The organism is Variovorax sp. GW821-FHT09D05 (genome assembly GCF_059416325.1).
This window is the reverse complement of the sequence record NZ_JBWKOZ010000004.1, coordinates 52,096-69,437: the sequence shown is the minus strand read 5'-3', so window position 1 is coordinate 69,437 and position 17,342 is coordinate 52,096. Positions and strand designations below refer to the sequence as shown.

Below are 17,342 nucleotides of genomic sequence, written 5' to 3'. Positions count from 1 at the left end.
CCGTATCGGTGTTTCGTGGGTGTCGGCTTGACTTGGGTGCCTGGTCTGCCACTTTGCGCAATTGCGCGGGGTTTGCAGCTCGGCGCCAAAGCGGCATCGACCTCACAGCGCCGTCCTGGGTATTTGATGGCAGTGGACTAAACTTCTGTCTAATCAAGCACTTACATGACCGCGCTGGTGAAAAACATTATAGGTGCGAAGCAAGGCCCCGCGGCTGCTCCAAATCCCGCAGGCCAAAAAGCCCCAGGCGAAGCCGGGGCGCCGCATTCGGCCATCACATTCCTCACGGTCGACGCTGAATCTGCCGGGCAGCGGCTCGACAACTTCCTTTTCCGCCATCTGAAAGGCGTTCCGAAGACGCACGTCTACCGGATCATCCGGTCGGGCGAGGTGCGCATCAACAAGGGCCGGGTGCAGGCCGAAACCCGTATCGAGGCGGGCGACGTGCTGCGGCTGCCACCGATCCGCATCTCGCCGCGCGCTGAAGAGGGCGGCACCCCGCCGGCACCGGCGCGCGAATTTCCGGTGCTGCTCGAAGACGAAGCCGTGCTGGCCATCGACAAGCCGGCCGGCGTGGCCGTCCATGGCGGCAGCGGCGTGAGCTTTGGCGTGATCGAGCAACTGCGCACGGCCCGGCCCGCCGCCAAATTCCTGGAACTGGTGCACCGGCTGGACCGCGAGACCTCCGGCATCCTGCTCGTCGCCAAGAAGCGCAGCGCGCTGGTCGCGCTGCAGGACCAGTTCCGCGAACGCGAAACCGGCAAGACCTATCTGGCGCTGGTCGAGGGCACCTGGCCGGCCAACAAGAAGGTGCTCGACGCGCCGCTGGCCAAGTATTTGCTGCCCGACGGTTCCGGCGCTGGCGCCGGCGAGCGCCGCGTGCGCGTGGTCGCCAAGGACCATCCGGACGCCATGCGCGCCGTCACGCTGGTGCGGGTGCTGGCGCGGCTCTCGCTGCCGGGCGATGCCGCGCCGCTGTCGTTGCTGGCAGTGACGATCAAGACCGGGCGCACGCATCAGATTCGCGTGCACCTCGCCTCGGCCGGGCATCCGATTGCCGGCGACGACAAGTACGGCGAGTCCGAACGCCAGCGCGCATTTCAGAAACTCGGCCTCAAGCGCATGTTCCTGCACGCCTGGCGGCTGCAATTCAACCATCCGGCCAGCGGCGACCGCGTGGCGCTGCAGGCCGACCTGCCGCCCGAACTGCACGCGCTGATGCCGCCCGCTGCCCTCGAGGCACTGGCCCAACACCCCACTCCCACGGCCCATGACTGATTCTTCCAGACCTCTTCGCTTCGACCTGATTGCCTTCGACTGGGACGGCACGCTCTATGACTCCACGCGTCTGATCGTGCGCTGCATCCAGGCCGCGGTGATCGACGTCGGCGGTGCCAAGCCAAGCGAGAACGACGCCGCCTGGGTGATCGGCCTCGGCCTGGCCGAGGCGCTCGCGCGTGCGGCGCCCGACGTGCCGAAAGAAAAGTACCCGGAGCTCGGCGCCCGTTACCGCCACCACTATCTTCAGCACCAGGACGACCTCGTGCTGTTCGATGGCGTGCTGCAGATGCTCGATGCCCTGCGCGCGCGCGGCCACAAACTGGCCGTGGCCACCGGCAAGTCGCGCCGCGGCCTCAATGAGGCGCTCAAGTCGGTCGCGCTGCGCGACCGCTTCGATGCCTCTCGCACTGCCGACGAAACCTTCGGCAAGCCGCATCCGCGCATGCTGCTGGAGCTGATGGAAGAACTCGACGTGCCGCCGGAACGCACCCTGATGATCGGCGACACCACGCATGACCTGCAGCTTGCGCAGAACGCCGGCTGCGCCAACGTGGGTGTGAGCTACGGCGCGCATGAACCCGCCAGCTTCGACGAATTCAAGCCGCTGCACATTGCGCATTCGGTGGCCGATCTCGAAGCGTGGCTCCTCGGAAACGCCTAAAAAAGTCCTGCCATGAGCGACGAAGAACACATCCCGTTGTGCAATGCCGCGGACCTGGTCGAAGGCAGCCTGGCCGTGCCCTTCGACGTGGTCTATGGCGGAGAAACCTGCCGCGCCTTCGCGATACGTTTCGAGGGGCAGCCGCATGCGTTTCTCAACCGGTGCAGCCACGTCGCGATGGAACTCGACTTCCAGCCCGACCGCTTCTTCGACGACACCGGCCAGTGGCTGCTGTGCGCGACGCACGGCGCGGTCTACAAGCCCGACACCGGCGAATGCGCGGGCGGGCCGTGCCGCGGCGGCCTCGTGAAGATCGCCTTGAGCGAGCATGACGGCGTAGTGCACTGGCATACTGGCTGGAACCTTCACCCCCTGACCTTCTGACATGACCGACCCGAACCGAACGGAACCCGCCGGGTTCGAACCATTTGAGCCGGCCCCTCCCACGAATATGGCCAAAGATCCCACGCAGCGCCCCGGTTGGGAGCGCGCCACCCTCGAAAAGCTCGCCTTCGCTTCGTTGAACGAACAGAAGGCCACGCGCCGCTGGAAGACCTTCGTGCGTCTGTCCTGGCTTGCCTTCTTCGTCTTCCTGGCGTGGTTCGCGCTCTCGCGCAGCGCGCCGAGCACGGCCAAGACCACGGCGCACACCGCCGTCGTCGAGATCAAGGGCGAAATCGCCAATGGCGGGGATGCGAGCGCGGAGTTCGTGGTCGCCGCGATGAAGACGGCCTTCGAGGACGAAGGCGCCAAGGGCGTGGTCCTGCTGATCAACTCGCCCGGCGGCAGCCCGGTGCAGGCCGGCATCATCAACGACGAGATCAAGCGCCTGAAGGCCAAGTACAAGAAGCCGGTCTATGCCGTGGTCGAGGAGACCTGCGCCTCGGCCGCCTATTACATTGCCGCCGCCGCAGACAAGATATATGTCGACAAGGCCAGCATCGTCGGCAGCATCGGCGTGCTGATGGACGGCTTCGGCTTCACCGGCGTGATGGAGAAGGTCGGCGTCGAGCGCCGCTTGCTGACCGCCGGCGAGAACAAGGGCTTCCTCGATCCGTTCAGCCCGATGAGCGATGCGCAGCGCGCGCACGCGCAGACGATGCTCAACCAGATCCACACGCAGTTCATCAATGTGGTGAAGGCTGGCCGTGGCGACCGCCTGAAGCTCGACACCCCCGGCTTGTTCAGCGGCCTGTTCTGGAGCGGCGAGCAAGCCGTCGAATACGGCCTGGCCGACCAGCTGGGCAATGTCGACTACGTGGCGCGCGAAGTGATCAAGGCCGAAGAGGTGATCGACTACACGCGGCGCGACAACGTGGCCGAGAAGCTGGCCAAGAAGTTCGGCGCGGCGATGGCTGAAACCACGGTGCGGCTGATGCACACCGCGCCGGCCCTGCGCTGATCTCTTATTTGTTTTCGCCGCTGGCGGTGTATCGCGCAGATGCCGCCAGCGCCGCGGCGAAGACCACGACGACATAGAGCGCGGCGGTCAGCGAGGTCGCCCGCGCCAGCAGCCCGATCACTGCCGGGCCTGCCATGAACCCCAGATAGGCCAGGGCCGAGACCGACGCGATGCCGCGTGCGGGCTCGATGCCCGGAACTTTCGCCGAGGCCGAGAACAGGATCGGCACCACGTTCGCAAAGCCGACCCCTACGCCCGCGAAGCCGACCAGCGCCAGCCAGGGCAGGTCGGTGATGAGCACCAGCGCCATCGACGCCGCGGCCAGCAGGCCGCTGCCGAGCAGCAGCGTGCCCGGCGAGAAGCGGGCGCGCAGCGCGTCGCCGCCGAAGCGCGCCGCGGCCATCGCGGCCGAGAAGCTCGCATATGCCAGAGCGGCCTGTTGCTGCGGGCTGCCGATCTCCTGCTGCATATAGAGAACGCTCCAGTCGTAGATCGCGCCTTCGGCGATCAGACCCAGTGCGGCGAGCACGCCCAGCACCGCGAGCGTGCCGCGGGGCAGCAGGAAGCCGTGATCGGCCTCGGTGGCGCCGCTGGTGGCGGGGCGGGGCAGCATGCGTGTCGAGGCTACGGCAACGAGCAGCACCATCGCGGCCGAGACCAGCAGCAGGTGCGCCTGCGCGCCGAGCCCGGCCGCCAGCGCGGCGCTGCCGCTCGCGGCGCCGGCCATGCCGCCCAGGCTGAACATGCCGTGCATGCCGCTCATCAGGGGCGTGTCGCCGTGCAGTTCGAGTTGGGCGGCTTCGGTGTTGATCGAGACGTCGAACACGCTGGTCACGAGGCCGAAAGCCGCCAGCAGAACCAGCAGCGCGGCATAGCCGGGCATCGCGATCAGGCCGGCCAGCAGCAGTGCATAAATGCAGCCGCAGATGCTGGCCACACGGCGCGGGCCGTGGCGGCCGATCCAGCGGCCTGCACTGGTCAGGCCGAACATCGCACCGGCACCGGCCGCGAGCATCGCCAGCCCGAGCTGGGCTTCGTCGATGCCATAGTGCGCCTTGACCGTGGGCACATGCACGCCCCAGGTCGCGAAGATGAAGCCGGCGGCAAAGAACTGCGCGCGCGATGCCCAGCGCGTGGCTGCGGTAACACCCACCATCGTCAGCGGCCGATCGCGAACACGGCGGGCAGGCGTTCGTCTGTGGTGGCTTGTGGCTTGGCGCGCCAGGATTTGACCGTTTCGCTGCGTACGTGGGCGGAGGCGAGCGTCAGGCCGCGCGCCACGGCGAGCCGGGTGTTGTGCTGCAAGGTCTGCACGAGGGCCTGCAGCAGCGCGGCGTTGCGATAGGGCGTCTCGATGAACAGCTGCGTCTGGCCCGACTTGAGCGCGAGCGCTTCGAGCTCGCGGATGCGGGTCTGGCGCTCGCTGGCGTCCTGAGGCAGGTAGCCGACGAAGGCAAAGTTCTGGCCGTTGAGTCCGCTCGCGGCCAGTGCGAGCAGCAACGAGACCGGGCCGGTCAGCGGCACCACGGTAAGGCCCAGGTCGTGCGCGGCGCGCGCCACCGAGGAGCCCGGGTCGGCCACCGCTGGCATGCCTGCCTCGCTCAACAGGCCGATGTCATGGCCTTCGAGCGCAGCGGCCAGCAGGGGGCGGGCGTCGAACTGGCCTGCGTGATCGCCTTTCTTGTGCACTTCGCGTGGTAGTTCCTGGATGTTCTGCGCCTGCAGCGCAGCGGCCAGTGGCGTCACTTCGTCGATGCGCTTCAGGTAGGCACGCGCGGATTTCGCGTTCTCGCAGATCCAGTGGGTGATGCCGGCGGCTGTTTGCAGCGTGCCCAGCGGGAGGGCGTCTTGCAGCGGGGCTTGCACGTCGCAGCCGAAGTCGAGCGGCGCGGGAACGAGGTAGAGCTTGCCTTTTTGTTGTGTCACAGCAGATCGACCCCCGCGGCGCGCAGCATCTGGCAGGTGCGGATCAGCGGCAGGCCGACCAGTGCGGTCGGGTCGTCGCTGTCGATGGCACTCAGCAGCGCGATGCCGAGGCCTTCGCTCTTGGCGCTGCCGGCGCAGTCATAGGGCTGCTCGGCCTGCAGATAGTGTTCGATGGCGGCGTCGCTGAGGTCGCGGAACACCACGCGCACGGGCGCGATGTCGCGCTGGACGAAGCCGGTGGCCTTGCAGACGACGGCCACGGCCGTCTGGAAGATCAGCGTCTGGCCGCGCATGCGGCGCAATTGGGCGGTGGCGCGGGCATGGTCGCCGGGCTTGCCCAGCGCCTCGCCGGCCAGGTCGGCTACCTGGTCCGAACCGATGACCACGGCTTCTGGGAAGCGGGTGGCCACGGCGTTGGCCTTTTCCAGCGCGAGGCGCACGGCCAGGTCATGCGGCGTTTCGCCGGTCTGGGGCGTTTCGTCGACTTCCGGCGAGTGCACATCGAAGGGCAGGCGCAGGCGGGTGAGCAGTTCGCGGCGGTAGCGCGAGGTCGAGGCGAGGATCACGGTGCGTTGCATGGTGACGATTGTGCGTGAGCCGCCCAGAACTCTCAGGTATGCCCCAAGCCGGTGAAATGGCCGGCACGCTAGACTGGCGCGGATGAAGAGAGAATTTGCCCCCGAACGGCTCAATGTGCCCGGCTTTACCGCCGCTGCCGCCACCCTGGAAGCCGCCGATCCGGTTCCGAACTATGTACGCCTGGTCGCCGAACTGGCCGTCCCGGCGCCCGACGCGGTGGTCCGATGGGAGGCCCACGGGGAAGAGCGCCCCGGTGCGGATGGCAAGGCCGCGCCCTGGCTGCACCTGGAGGCTGAAGCCACCGTGCCGCTGGTTTGCCAGCGTTGCCTGTCGCCGGTCGACACGCTGCTTTCCGTGGATCGCTGGTTCCGTTTCGTGGCCGACGAGGCCACTGCTGAGGCGCAAGACGAGGAATCCGAGGAAGACCTGCTCGTCGTGAGCCGGGATTTCGATCTGCGTGCCCTGATCGAGGACGAGCTGCTGATGGAAATCCCCGTCATGCCCGTTCACGATGTCTGCCCCACGCCGGTGCAACTTTCGTCCAGCGACGAGGACTTCAAGGCGGCCGAAGAGGCCAAGCCGAACCCCTTCGCAGTGCTCGGCGCGTTGCGTTCGCGCAAGCCCGAAGAGGGAAAGTAGCCCTTTCCCGCAGGCTGGGCTATAATCATGGGCTTCGCGCGCGCCGCCGTGAGCAGCAGTACAGATAAAGGCATTCCATACATGCCGTTAAATTTTTTGTATTGCCACCGCTTGAGCCCGCATCCAATCACTCACCTAACAGTCCAGGAGCCATCATGGCCGTCCAGCAAAACAAGAAGTCGCCTTCCAAGCGCGGCATGCACCGTTCCCACAATGCGCTGGTCGTGCCCGGCATCGCCGTGGAACCGACCACCGGCGAAACGCACCTGCGCCACCACATCAGCCCCAACGGTTTCTACCGTGGCCGTCAGGTGCTCAAGAACAAGTCCGAAGCCTGATCTCGCATTCCAAGGCCAAGGCCCGAAGCTACTTCTGCTGTAGCGTCGGGCCTTTGTTTTGATGGCTACGCCTTCTTCCCCCGAAATCACTGCTGCGCCTTCTGCAATCACGCTCGCCGTGGATTGCATGGGAGGCGATCATGGGCCGCGCGTCACGCTCGCGGCCTGCCGCGCGTTTCTCGAGCGGCACAGCGAAGCCTCGTTGTTGCTGGTCGGCGCGCCGGCCGCACTGGCGGGGTTTGCCGCGCACCCGCGTGCCCGCATCGTCGCTGCAAGCGAAGTGGTGGGCATGGATGACCCGGTTGAAATCGCCCTGCGCAAGAAGAAAGACTCTTCGATGCGCGTCGCGATCCAGCAGGTCAAGGACGGCGCCGCCCAAGCCGCCATTTCCGCCGGCAACACCGGCGCCCTCATGGCGATTGCGCGCTACCTGCTCAAGACGCTCGAAGGCATTGATCGCCCCGCGATCGCACCGCAGCTTCCCAATGCCAAGGGCGGGGCAACGACCGTGCTCGATTTGGGTGCGAACGTCGATTGCGACGCCGAAGACCTGCTCCAGTTCGCCGTGCTCGGCTCGGCCCTGGTGTCGGCGCTGACTGGCAACGAGGCGCCCTCGGTCGGCCTGCTCAATATTGGCGAGGAAGCCATCAAGGGCAGCGAAACGATCAAAAAAGCGAGCCAACTGCTGCGTACAGCTGCCAACTCCAAGGATCTGAACTTCTACGGGAACGTGGAAGGCAACGACATCTTCAAGGGCACGACCGACATCGTCGTCTGTGACGGCTTCGTTGGAAATGTGGCTCTGAAGGCCAGCGAGGGCGTGGCTTCAATGATCGGTGAATTCATTCGCGTCGAATTCTCCCGGAGCATTTTTACCAAGATGGCGGCAATTGTTGCCTATCCGGTTCTAAAAGCGTTCAAAAGTCGCCTGGATCATCGTCGCTACAACGGTGCAGCCTTGCTGGGGCTGCGTGGCCTGGTTTTCAAGAGCCATGGCTCGGCTGACGAAGTGGCTTTCGGCCATGCGCTGGATCGCGCTTATGATGCCGCTCGCAACAACCTGCTCGATCGCGTGCGGGCCCGCATCGCCCACGCCGCGCCTTTGCTAGCGCGACAGGAACCGGCGGCGCCGGTCGACGCGACGGCCCTTCACGTTTGATGACCCCTTCTTATTCACGCATTACCGGCACCGGCAGCTATCTGCCCCCACGCCGCGTGACCAATGACGATCTCGCCAAGGATCTGGCGACGCGAGGCATCGAAACCTCCGACCAGTGGATCGTCGAGCGCACCGGCATTCACGCGCGGCATTTCGCCGCGCCGGATGTCACGAGCAGCGACCTTGGTCTTGAAGCGGCCCGACACGCCCTGGAGGCTGCCGGCCGTAAAGCCAGCGACATCGACCTGATCATCGTCGCGACCTCGACGCCCGACATGGTGTTTCCGTCTTCGGCCGCCATTCTCCAGAACAAGCTCGGCATTGCTGGCTGCCCGGCGTTCGACGTCCAGGCGGTTTGCAGTGGTTTCGTCTACGCACTGACCGTCGCCGACGCGATGATCCGCACGGGCACAGCGCGTTGCGCGCTGGTGGTGGGGGCCGAAGTGTTCTCCCGCATCCTCGATTTCAACGACCGCACCACCTGCGTGCTGTTCGGCGATGGCGCGGGCGCGGTGGTGCTTGAAGCCAGCGAAGAGCCCGGCATTCTGGCCAGCGACCTGCATGCGGACGGCAAGCACGTCGGCATTCTTTGTGTGCCGGGCCATGTGTCGGGCGGCAATGTGCTGGGCACGCCGCTGCTGCACATGGACGGCCAGGCCGTCTTCAAGCTCGCGGTCCGCGTGCTCGAAGAAGCGGCGCGCGCCACGCTGGCCAAGGCCGGCAAAGTCGACACCGACATTGACTGGCTCATTCCACATCAGGCCAACATCCGCATCATGGAAGGCACGGCGAAGAAGCTGAAGCTTCCGCGCGAGAAGCTGATCGTCACGGTGAACGAGCACGGCAATACTTCCGCCGCCTCGATTCCGCTGGCGCTCGACGAGGCCGTGCGCTCCGGCAAGGTGAAGAAAGGCGAAACGCTCATGCTCGAAGGCGTGGGCGGCGGCTTCACCTGGGGCGCGGTGCTATTGAATCTGTAGTGCGTTGCGGCGCCCTGGAAGAGGGCGGCCGCGATGCGAGATGGCGCATACAACAATGAAATCCTTTGCTTTTGTCTTTCCGGGTCAGGGCTCGCAGGCGGTCGGCATGCTCGACGCGTGGGGCGATCACCCGGCCGTGGCCGAAACGCTGCGCGAAGCTTCCGAAGCGCTCGGCGAAGACGTCGGCGCGCTGATCAAGAACGGCCCCAAGGAAGAGCTGGCGCTCACCACCAACACTCAGCCCGTGATGCTGGTGGCTGGTGTTGCTGCATGGCGCGCCTGGTTGGCCGAGGGTGGTGCCGCGCCTTCTGTGGTGGCTGGTCATTCGCTCGGCGAGTATTCGGCGCTGGTGGCTTCGGGTGTTCTGACGCTCGCGCAGGCTGCGCCGCTCGTGCGTTTCCGCGCGCAAGCGATGCAACAGGCGGTGCCCGTCGGTGTCGGCGCGATGGCTGCGGTGCTCGGCATGGAGTCGGGCAAGGTGGTGGCAGGCTGCGCGGAAGCCACTGCCAGCTTTGGCTCTGGCAGCGCGGAAATCGTCGAAGCGGTGAATTTCAACGACCCCATGCAGACCGTGATCGCCGGCAGCAAGGCCGCGGTCGACAAGGCCTGCGAACTGCTCAAGGCCAACGGTGCCAAGCGGGCGCTGCTGCTGCCGGTTTCGGCGCCCTTCCATTCGAGCCTCATGAAACCTGCCGCGGAAGCGCTGCGCGAGAAGCTGGCCTCCATCACGCTGGCCACGCCGCAAATTCCGGTGCTGAACAATATCGACGTCGCCATCGAGACCGATGCCGACCGCATCCGCGACGCCCTGGTGCGCCAGGCCGCCGGCCCGGTGCGCTGGGTCGAGAGCGTACAGGCCTTGAAACTGCGCGGTGTAGCCGCCATCATCGAGTGCGGTCCCGGCAAGGTGCTGGCCGGCATGGTGAAGCGCATCTCCCCCGATCTGGAAGCCGCGTCGGTGTACGACCCGGCCACGCTCGCGGACACCCGACAATCGCTCGCCGGCTGACCGGCGCAAGGCTCCGACACTTTTTCTTATGAGCATTCCCAAATTTGAAGGGCAAGTCGCCCTGGTCACCGGCGCAACGCGCGGCATCGGCGCGGCGATCGCGTTGGAGCTGGCGCAGCGTGGCCTCAAGGTCGTGGGCACCGGCACCACCGACGACGGCGCGGCCAAGATCACTTCGGCCCTGAGCGCCTACGGCGGCCGCGGCCGTGCGCTCGACGTGAACGACGGCGCCGCCGTCGAGGCCCTGATCGACGAGATCGTGCAGGCCTACGGCGCCATCCACGTGCTGGTGAACAATGCCGGCATCACGCGCGACACGCTCGCCATGCGCATGAAAGACAGTGATTGGGACGCGGTGCTCGACACCAATCTCAAGGCCGTCTTCTCCCTCTCGCGCGCCGTGATCCGCCCGATGATGAAGCAGCGCTACGGCCGCATCATCAGCATCACCAGCGTGGTCGGCGCTTCCGGTAATGCCGGCCAGGCCAACTACGCCGCTGCCAAGGCAGGCGTCGCGGGCATGACCCGTGCGCTGGCCCGCGAACTGGGCAGCCGCAACATCACCGTCAACTGCGTCGCACCCGGTTTCATCGAAACCGACATGACGGCCAGCCTCCCCGAAGCCCAGCAACAGGCGCTGCTCCAGCAGATCCCGCTGGGCCACTTGGGCAAGCCGGCCGACATCGCGCACGCGGTGGCTTACCTCGCATCGCCCCAGGCGTCCTACGTCACGGGGCAAGAGCTGCACGTCAACGGCGGCATGCACATGTAGCCGCAAGGCGCAAGTTTTTCCCGTACCGGACGCGCGGCAAATGCCACAATGCGCCCGGCTAAAATCCACCGATTACCTACAACCCTCAGAGGGAACCAAATGAGCGATATCGAAGCACGTGTCAAGAAAATCATCGCCGAGCAGCTCGGCGTGGAAGAGTCCCAAGTGACGAACGAAAAGGCTTTCGTAGCCGACCTCGGCGCTGACTCGCTCGACACGGTCGAACTCGTGATGGCACTCGAAGACGAATTCGGCATCGAAATTCCCGACGAAGATGCCGAGAAGATCACCACGGTGCAAAACGCCGTCGACTACGCCACCAAGAATCAAAAGGCCTGATAGGCCAGCTGACAACACTGCAACTGCGGCCGGCGGCTTTTCCTTTAAAAACCGCACGCGCCGACAGGCAACTGTTCAGCGCTTCCAGAAAGGTTTGCCGGCATGACCAAACGCCGCGTCGTCGTGACCGGACTCGGTTGCATCGCTCCTGTCGGAAACACCGCAACCGAATCCTGGGCCAACCTGTTGGCCGGGAAGTCGGGTATTGCGAACATCACCGCGTTCGATGCAAGCGCCTTCGCCTGCAAGTTCGCCGGTGAGGTCAAGGGTTTCGACATCACCCAATACATCTCGGAGAAAGAAGCGCGCCACATGGACCGCTTCATTCATCTGGGTCTCGCCGCCGCCATCCAGGCGGTGCAGGACAGCGGACTGCCGACCGGCGAAGCGCTGTCCTATGAAAAAGCCGTGCGCATCGGATGCAACATCGGCTCCGGCATCGGCGGCCTGCCGATGATCGAAGAGACGCACGGCGAACTGATGAGCCGCGGCCCGCGCCGCGTGTCGCCGTTCTTCGTGCCGGCATCGATCATCAACATGATCTCGGGCCACGTCTCGATCAAGTACGGCTTCAAGGGCCCGAACATCGCGGTCGTGACCGCCTGCACCACCGGCCTGCATGCCATCGGCACGTCGGCACGCATGATCGAGTACGGCGATGCCGACGTGATGATCGCGGGTGGCGCGGAGTCGACCATTTCTCCGCTCGGCATCGGCGGCTTCACCGCGCCTCGCGCGCTGAGCACCCGCAACGACGATCCCGCCACGGCCTCGCGTCCGTGGGACAAGGACCGCGACGGTTTCGTGCTGGGCGAGGGGGCCGGCGTGCTGGTGCTCGAAGAGTACGAACACGCCAAGGCACGTGGCGCCAAGATCTACGCGGAAGTCGCGGGCTTTGGGCTGACGGGCGACGCGTATCACATGACCGCGCCCGACGTCGACGGCCCGCGCCGCTCGATGGCCATGGCGCTGGCCAATGCCGGTGTCAATGCTGATCAGGTGCAGTACCTCAATGCGCACGGCACTTCGACGCAGATCGGCGACGTCAACGAGACCAATGCGGTCAAGCTGGCATTCGGCGATCACGCGAAGAAGCTCGTCGTCAATTCGACCAAGTCCATGACCGGCCATTTGCTGGGCGGCGCGGGCGGCATCGAATCGGTGTTCACGGTGCTGGCGCTGCACGAGCAGAAGAGCCCGCCGACCATCAACATCTTCAATCAGGATCCGGAATGCGATCTCGACTACTGCGCCAACGAGGCGCGCGATCTGAAGATCGACGTCGCGGTCAAGAACAACTTCGGCTTCGGCGGCACCAACGGCACGCTGGTGTTCAAGCGCGCTTGAGCACTGCTCTTTCATGCACAGCGCACCGTCGGTGACCTATCCGGTGGGGCGCTCGCGTGGCGCAACCCGAATTCTCGTTGTCCTCTGGGCCCTGGGCGCTTGCTGTGCGGGTGCATCTTGCTATCTCTTCGATAGCGCCGGATGGCGCCAGCTGCTGCTGGTTCTCAGTGTCGTGTTTGCAGGTGTCGCCGCGGGCTTCGGCTTGCGACGCGATGGCGCGGGCGTTCTGCATTTCGACGGCCTCTACTGGTCGTTGACGGGAGGCCATGCCTCCCGGGCCGTGCATGCTGCCAGGGCGTTCGTGGCGCTCGATTTCCAGTCGCTGATGCTGGTGCGGCTCAGCGAGCCGGGCCGCGCCCGCCGCTGGGTCTGGATCGAGCAGCGGGCCATGCCTGAGCGCTGGCGCGACGTGCGCCGTGCGGTATATTCGCGCCCCCCGTCCGCAGCACCTGCGGGCGACCCCTGGCGCGCGACGGCTCCCGCCGACGCGCCCTGATCCTCCGTCGATGACCACTTCTCCGCCTGTGCCGCCGGATTCCGGCCTGAACGATGCGCCCGCCGTGGTGCGTCCGGGCGAGGTCGATTTCCAGCTGGTCCAGCGCACCGTCGCGGGCGACCAGAAGGCATTCGAGTTGCTGGTCATCAAGTACCAGCGCCGCATCGAGCGCCTGATCGGGCGGATGGTGCGCGATGTCGACCTGGTCGAGGACATTGCGCAGGAAACCTTCATTCGCGCGTATCGCGCGCTGCACCAGTTCCGCGGTGAGGCGCAGTTCTACACCTGGCTCTACCGGATCGCCGTCAACACCGCCAAGAAGGCGCTGGTGGACATGAAGCGCGATCCGACTGTCTCCGAGGCCGCTCTCAGGCCTTCTTCTGAGGACGACGATGAAACTTACCGTCCCGGAAACGAACCAACCACCGACGAAACCCCCGAATCGGTCATGGCGGCGAATGAAATCGCCAGTGCCGTCGAGGCGGCCATGGAAGCACTCCCTGCCGAGCTGCGCCAGGCGGTCACGCTGCGCGAAATCGAGGGCATGAGTTACGAAGAGATTGCCGAGGTCATGGATTGCCCTATCGGCACGGTGCGTTCGCGTATTTTCCGGGCGCGCGAGGCCATTTCGGCCAGGGTCAAGCCGCTGCTGGACAACCAGTCCGGCAAGCGTTGGTAAGTAAGCAGGTGAATGAAATGAATCAGACGATGACGGTTCGGGAACAGGTGTCCGCACTTGCGGATGGTCATTTGCAGGGCGAGGCGTTCGCGCAGGCGATCGAAGCTGTCTGCGCCGAAGGCGAATCGCGCGCGGCATGGCAGGCCTACCACGTGGTGGGCGATGTGCTGCGTTCGGGCTCTCATTCGCCGTGCAGCGATACCTCGGCATTCCTGGCGCGCTTCCAGCAGCGATTGGCGGCGGAGCCTGTGATGGTCGCCCCCATGCCGGTGCCGGTCGCCGCACCGGTGGCACTGCCCGCGCAGCGCAGGGCGGAAGCGGCCAACGAGCCTGTGTTCCGCTGGAAGCTTGTGGCTGGTGCCGCGTCGCTGATGGCCGTGGCTGCCATCAGCTGGACCCTGGTCGGCAACGGCACGGCGGTGCCGCAGGGCGGCTCGCAGCTGGCTTCGGTCCAGCAGCAACAGCAGCCGGCGGTCAATTCGGTGTTGGCGGCGGCTGCGGTCAACAGCCCGCAACCCGCGAGCAACACGCTGACCCCGACTCGCGTGATCGTGGGCAACGGCAATCCGCAGGTCATGCTGCGTGACCCGCGGCTCGATCAACTGCTCGAAGCGCATCAGCAAGCTGGCGGTGCTTCGCAAATGCCTTCCGGTTTCCTGCGCAATGCCACTTTCGAGGGCCCGACGCGCTGAGTGCGCGCACCCCTAGCTGCCCGTAATGACCGTTCCGATGCCGATCTCCGCGCGCGCTTTCGTGCTTGTGTTTGCTGCTTTTTGCCTTGCGCAGACTGCCACCGCGCAGACCCGCTCGGGCGCTGCGAATACGAAGAGCGCGGCAACTGCGCAGACGGACGAGCCACCGGCCATGAGCGTGACCGAGTGGCTGCAGCGCATGCACGCGGGCGCCCGGCAGCGCAATTACGTGGGCACCTTCGTGGTGTCGGCGCCGGGCGGCGACCTGTCGAGCGCACGCATCTGGCATGTGCGCGACGGCGAGCATCAGATCGAACGCATCGAAGCTCTCTCGGGGCCGCCGCGCTCGACCTTCCGGCGCAACCGCAATGTCATGACCTTCCTGCCGGAGGCGAAGGTGGTGAAGGTCGAGAAGCGCGAGAACCTCGATCTCTTCCCGAACCTGCCGGACAAGCCCGATTCGTCGATTGGCGATTTCTACGACGTGCGCGCGATCGGCAAGGACCGCGTGGCCGGCTTCGATGCCGACGTGGTGCAACTGGTGCCGCACGACGCGCTGCGCTTCGGCTATCGCATCTGGAGCGAGCGCCGCTCGGGCCTGGTGGTGAAGCTGCAGACCATTGACGGCGATTCCCGCGTGGTGGAGCAGTCGGCGTTTTCCGAGCTGCAACTCGACGCGCCGGTGAAGGCGCAGGCGCTCTCGCAGATGATGTCCAACACCTCCGGCTACCGCATCGAGAAGCTGGAGCTCGAGCGCAGCAACGCGCAGGACGAAGGCTGGACGCTGCGCACGCCCGTGGCCGGATTTAAGCCTCGAAGCTTCTTTCGCCGCCCGATAGCGGGCGATGACAGCAGCAAGTCGAAGCAGCAGGATGCAGCCACGGTCCAGTGGACCTTCTCCGATGGCCTCGCCTCGGTGTCGCTTTTCATCGAGCGCTACGACGCAGCGCGCGCGCCCCGCGACGGCGTGCTGACCATCGGAGCGACCAACGCCATTCGCCGGCGTCTGCCCGAGCCGGCCAGCGACTGGTGGCTGACCGCAGTCGGCGAGGTGCCGCAGCAGACGCTCAATGCATTCGCCCAAAGCCTCGCGCGCACGCGCTGACAGGCCAAATAAGCGCCAATTGCGCTGAACCAAGCACACAGCGCAAACTCATAGCACTTGTTTTCAGCCGCTCTGTTCTTTTGAAAGAAAACCGATGATCTTCAAAGTCGAGGGACACAAGTTTCGTTCCGGTCTGCTGGCTTGCGCGCTCGCACTGACTGCAAGCGCCACATTCCTTCCGGTCGAGCCGGTCCATGCGCAAACACGCACGCTGCCCGATTTCACCGATCTGGTCGACCAGGTCGGCCCTTCCGTCGTCAACATCCGCACCGTCGAGAAGGTCGCCCAGCGCGGCGGCAATGGCGAGATGGACGAGGAGATGCAGGAGTTCTTCCGCCGTTTCTTCGGCCAGCCTCTGCCTGGCCAACCGCGTCAGGGCCCGACCCCGAAGCGCCCGCAGCAGCCGCAGGAAGAAGAGCGTCCGCGTGGCGTCGGATCCGGCTTCATCCTGACAGCCGACGGCTACGTGATGACCAATGCGCACGTGGTCGAAGACGCTTCCGAAGTGCTGGTCACGTTGCCCGACAAGCGCGAGTTCAAGGCCAAGATCGTTGGCGCCGACAAGCGCACCGACGTCGCGGTCGTCAAGATCGAGGCCACCGGCCTGCCAGCGGTGAAGGTTGGCGACATCTCCAAGCTGCGTGTCGGCGAATGGGTGATGGCCATCGGTTCGCCCTTCGGCCTCGAGAACACCGTCACGGCCGGCATCGTGAGCGCCAAGCAGCGCGACACCGGCGAGTACCTGCCGTTCATCCAGACCGACGTGGCCATCAATCCCGGCAACTCGGGCGGCCCGCTGATCAACATGCGCGGCGAAGTGGTCGGCATCAACAGCCAGATCTACTCGCGCTCGGGCGGCTTCATGGGCATCTCGTTCTCGATCCCGATCGACGAGGCGATTCGCGTGAGCGATCAGCTGCGCACCTCGGGCCGCGTCTCGCGCGGCCGCATCGGCGTGCAGATCGACCAGGTCACCAAGGACGTGGCCGAGGCCATCGGCCTGGGCAAGGCACAGGGTGCGCTGGTGCGCGGCGTCGAAGCCGGCTCGCCGGGCGAAAAGGCCGGTGTCGAGCCGGGCGACGTCATCACCAAGTTCGACGGCAAGCCCATCGAGAAGCCGAGTGACCTGCCGCGCCTGGTGGGCAACACCAAGCCGGGCACCAAGAGCACGCTCACCGTGTTCCGCCGCGGCGCTTCGCGCGACCTCAGCGTGACCATTGCCGAGATCGAGCCCGACAAGCCGGGCAAGCGTGCGGGCGACCGCGACGAGCCGGCGCCGAAGCCGCCCGCATCTGCAGCCGCCAAGTCGCTCGGTCTGGCTGTGAGCGATCTCACCGACGCGCAGAAGAAAGAGCTCAAGCTGAAGGGCGGCGTGAAGGTCGATGCCGCCAGTGACGCCGCAGCCCGTGCAGGCTTGCGCGAAGGCGACATCATCCTGTCGGTGGGCAATGTCGAGGTGTCGAATGCGCGCGAATTCGAGTCCGCCATCGGCAAGGCCGACAAGAGCAAGGCGCTCAGCGTGCTGTTCCGCCGTGGCGATTGGGCGCAGTACGCGCTGATTCGCCCTGCACGCTGATCTGGCGCTGGCGTCAAGTGGCCCCACCCGGCAGTCGGGTTTGGGGCCGTTTTTTTGAGGTGTTTACGACGTTCAGTCGCCGGCCCCTAAAAAAATCTGAGGGCTCGGAAATGCCGTTTTTTGTTTGTGCTCACTAACTTTTAAAGAGGCTAAGGACGGATTTCGGTAGAATAGGGCGCTCTCGGCGGTCGGTCGGCGCATAAGGAGTGCCCTGACCTTCACCATGCGAGATGTCAGACAGCAGTCCACCGGTGCTCCACAGATCGCCCACAAGTTGTTCAGTGACTGCTCCACCGATCCTGTTGATAACCTGTTCATATCTTTCATGTTGTGGACCTGCAACGACCCCTTTGGACCCCGTT

At 65.5% G+C, this 17,342-nt stretch carries 20 protein-coding genes; 17 read left to right on the top strand and 3 right to left on the bottom strand.

The window, feature by feature from the left end; translation table 11 throughout:
- Positions 1–177 precede the first annotated feature (177 nt).
- Genes AC07O3_RS11615 through AC07O3_RS11600 form a run of 4 tightly spaced genes read left to right on the top strand, consistent with a single transcriptional unit; the run spans position 178 to position 3,344 of the window.
- Positions 178–1,278, top strand: a complete 1,101-nt coding sequence (locus AC07O3_RS11615) for an RluA family pseudouridine synthase (protein WP_097200871.1) — start codon at positions 178–180, stop codon at positions 1,276–1,278.
- Entirely contained in the window at positions 1,271–1,942 is a 672-nt protein-coding gene (locus AC07O3_RS11610; protein WP_495339363.1) for an HAD family hydrolase, read from the top strand. Before AC07O3_RS11615 ends, AC07O3_RS11610 begins: the two co-directional genes overlap by 8 nt.
- Positions 1,943–1,954: 12 nt before the next feature.
- On the top strand, positions 1,955–2,326 hold the full coding sequence (locus AC07O3_RS11605) for a Rieske (2Fe-2S) protein (RefSeq protein ID WP_093075602.1): 372 nt from the start codon (positions 1,955–1,957) through the stop codon (positions 2,324–2,326).
- A gap of 1 nt (position 2,327) precedes the next feature.
- Positions 2,328–3,344 carry a S49 family peptidase gene (locus AC07O3_RS11600; protein WP_093049395.1) on the top strand — a complete coding sequence of 339 codons (1,017 nt, stop codon included), beginning with the start codon at positions 2,328–2,330 and terminating at the stop codon, positions 3,342–3,344.
- A gap of 4 nt (positions 3,345–3,348) precedes the next feature.
- On the opposite strand, the gene AC07O3_RS11595 is transcribed toward AC07O3_RS11600, so the two are convergent.
- From AC07O3_RS11595 to AC07O3_RS11585, 3 genes are read right to left on the bottom strand one after another with little or no spacing between them, the layout of a single operon-like run.
- Positions 3,349–4,500: an MFS transporter gene (locus tag AC07O3_RS11595; protein ID WP_495339362.1), complete on the bottom strand. Its 1,152-nt coding sequence runs from the start codon at positions 4,498–4,500 to the stop codon at positions 3,349–3,351.
- Between the two features lie 2 nt (positions 4,501–4,502).
- Positions 4,503–5,270 (bottom strand): SAM-dependent methyltransferase, encoded by a 768-nt coding sequence (locus AC07O3_RS11590; protein ID WP_495339361.1) that lies wholly within the window; start codon positions 5,268–5,270, stop codon positions 4,503–4,505.
- Positions 5,267–5,848 carry a Maf family nucleotide pyrophosphatase gene (locus AC07O3_RS11585; RefSeq protein ID WP_093049404.1) on the bottom strand — a complete coding sequence of 194 codons (582 nt, stop codon included), beginning with the start codon at positions 5,846–5,848 and terminating at the stop codon, positions 5,267–5,269. The genes AC07O3_RS11590 and AC07O3_RS11585 overlap by 4 nt, the downstream gene beginning before the upstream one ends.
- Positions 5,849–5,930: 82 nt before the next feature.
- Here AC07O3_RS11585 and AC07O3_RS11580 point away from each other — a divergent pair, with 82 nt between their 5' ends.
- The 13 genes from AC07O3_RS11580 (at position 5,931) to AC07O3_RS11520 (ending at position 16,980) form a co-directional block, all read left to right on the top strand.
- Complete coding sequence (locus AC07O3_RS11580) at positions 5,931–6,488, top strand: YceD family protein (protein ID WP_426391810.1); 558 nt, start codon at positions 5,931–5,933, stop codon at positions 6,486–6,488.
- A gap of 155 nt (positions 6,489–6,643) precedes the next feature.
- The gene (gene rpmF / locus AC07O3_RS11575; RefSeq protein WP_007830466.1) at positions 6,644–6,826 is read left to right on the top strand and encodes a 50S ribosomal protein L32; all 183 of its coding nucleotides are present in this window, start codon (positions 6,644–6,646) and stop codon (positions 6,824–6,826) included.
- Between the two features lie 61 nt (positions 6,827–6,887).
- Positions 6,888–7,985 carry a phosphate acyltransferase PlsX gene (gene plsX, locus AC07O3_RS11570; RefSeq protein WP_093172178.1) on the top strand — a complete coding sequence of 366 codons (1,098 nt, stop codon included), beginning with the start codon at positions 6,888–6,890 and terminating at the stop codon, positions 7,983–7,985.
- Positions 7,985–8,965 (top strand): beta-ketoacyl-ACP synthase III, encoded by a 981-nt coding sequence (locus AC07O3_RS11565; protein WP_093049413.1) that lies wholly within the window; start codon positions 7,985–7,987, stop codon positions 8,963–8,965. Before plsX ends, AC07O3_RS11565 begins: the two co-directional genes overlap by 1 nt.
- 55 nt (positions 8,966–9,020) lie before the next feature.
- Positions 9,021–9,974 (top strand): ACP S-malonyltransferase, encoded by a 954-nt coding sequence (gene fabD / locus AC07O3_RS11560; RefSeq protein WP_495339360.1) that lies wholly within the window; start codon positions 9,021–9,023, stop codon positions 9,972–9,974.
- Positions 9,975–10,002: 28 nt separating this feature from the next.
- The gene (fabG, locus tag AC07O3_RS11555) at positions 10,003–10,746 is read left to right on the top strand and encodes a 3-oxoacyl-ACP reductase FabG (RefSeq protein WP_093049420.1); all 744 of its coding nucleotides are present in this window, start codon (positions 10,003–10,005) and stop codon (positions 10,744–10,746) included.
- Positions 10,747–10,845: 99 nt separating this feature from the next.
- Positions 10,846–11,085, top strand: a complete 240-nt coding sequence (acpP, locus tag AC07O3_RS11550; RefSeq protein ID WP_007830471.1) for an acyl carrier protein — start codon at positions 10,846–10,848, stop codon at positions 11,083–11,085.
- Positions 11,086–11,187: 102 nt separating this feature from the next.
- Positions 11,188–12,432: a beta-ketoacyl-ACP synthase II gene (gene fabF, locus AC07O3_RS11545; RefSeq protein WP_093049422.1), complete on the top strand. Its 1,245-nt coding sequence runs from the start codon at positions 11,188–11,190 to the stop codon at positions 12,430–12,432.
- Positions 12,433–12,445: 13 nt separating this feature from the next.
- Positions 12,446–12,928 (top strand): hypothetical protein, encoded by a 483-nt coding sequence (locus AC07O3_RS11540; protein WP_093049425.1) that lies wholly within the window; start codon positions 12,446–12,448, stop codon positions 12,926–12,928.
- A 10-nt stretch (positions 12,929–12,938) separates the two neighbouring features.
- Positions 12,939–13,607, top strand: coding sequence for an RNA polymerase sigma factor RpoE (gene rpoE, locus AC07O3_RS11535; RefSeq protein ID WP_093049428.1), 669 nt, complete (start codon positions 12,939–12,941; stop codon positions 13,605–13,607).
- A 17-nt stretch (positions 13,608–13,624) separates the two neighbouring features.
- The gene (locus AC07O3_RS11530) at positions 13,625–14,299 is read left to right on the top strand and encodes a sigma-E factor negative regulatory protein (RefSeq protein WP_495339359.1); all 675 of its coding nucleotides are present in this window, start codon (positions 13,625–13,627) and stop codon (positions 14,297–14,299) included.
- Between the two features lie 25 nt (positions 14,300–14,324).
- Positions 14,325–15,404, top strand: a complete 1,080-nt coding sequence (locus AC07O3_RS11525) for a MucB/RseB C-terminal domain-containing protein (RefSeq protein WP_495339358.1) — start codon at positions 14,325–14,327, stop codon at positions 15,402–15,404.
- Positions 15,405–15,498: 94 nt separating this feature from the next.
- Positions 15,499–16,980: a DegQ family serine endoprotease gene (locus AC07O3_RS11520; RefSeq protein ID WP_093049437.1), complete on the top strand. Its 1,482-nt coding sequence runs from the start codon at positions 15,499–15,501 to the stop codon at positions 16,978–16,980.
- Positions 16,981–17,342: the final 362 nt, after the last annotated feature.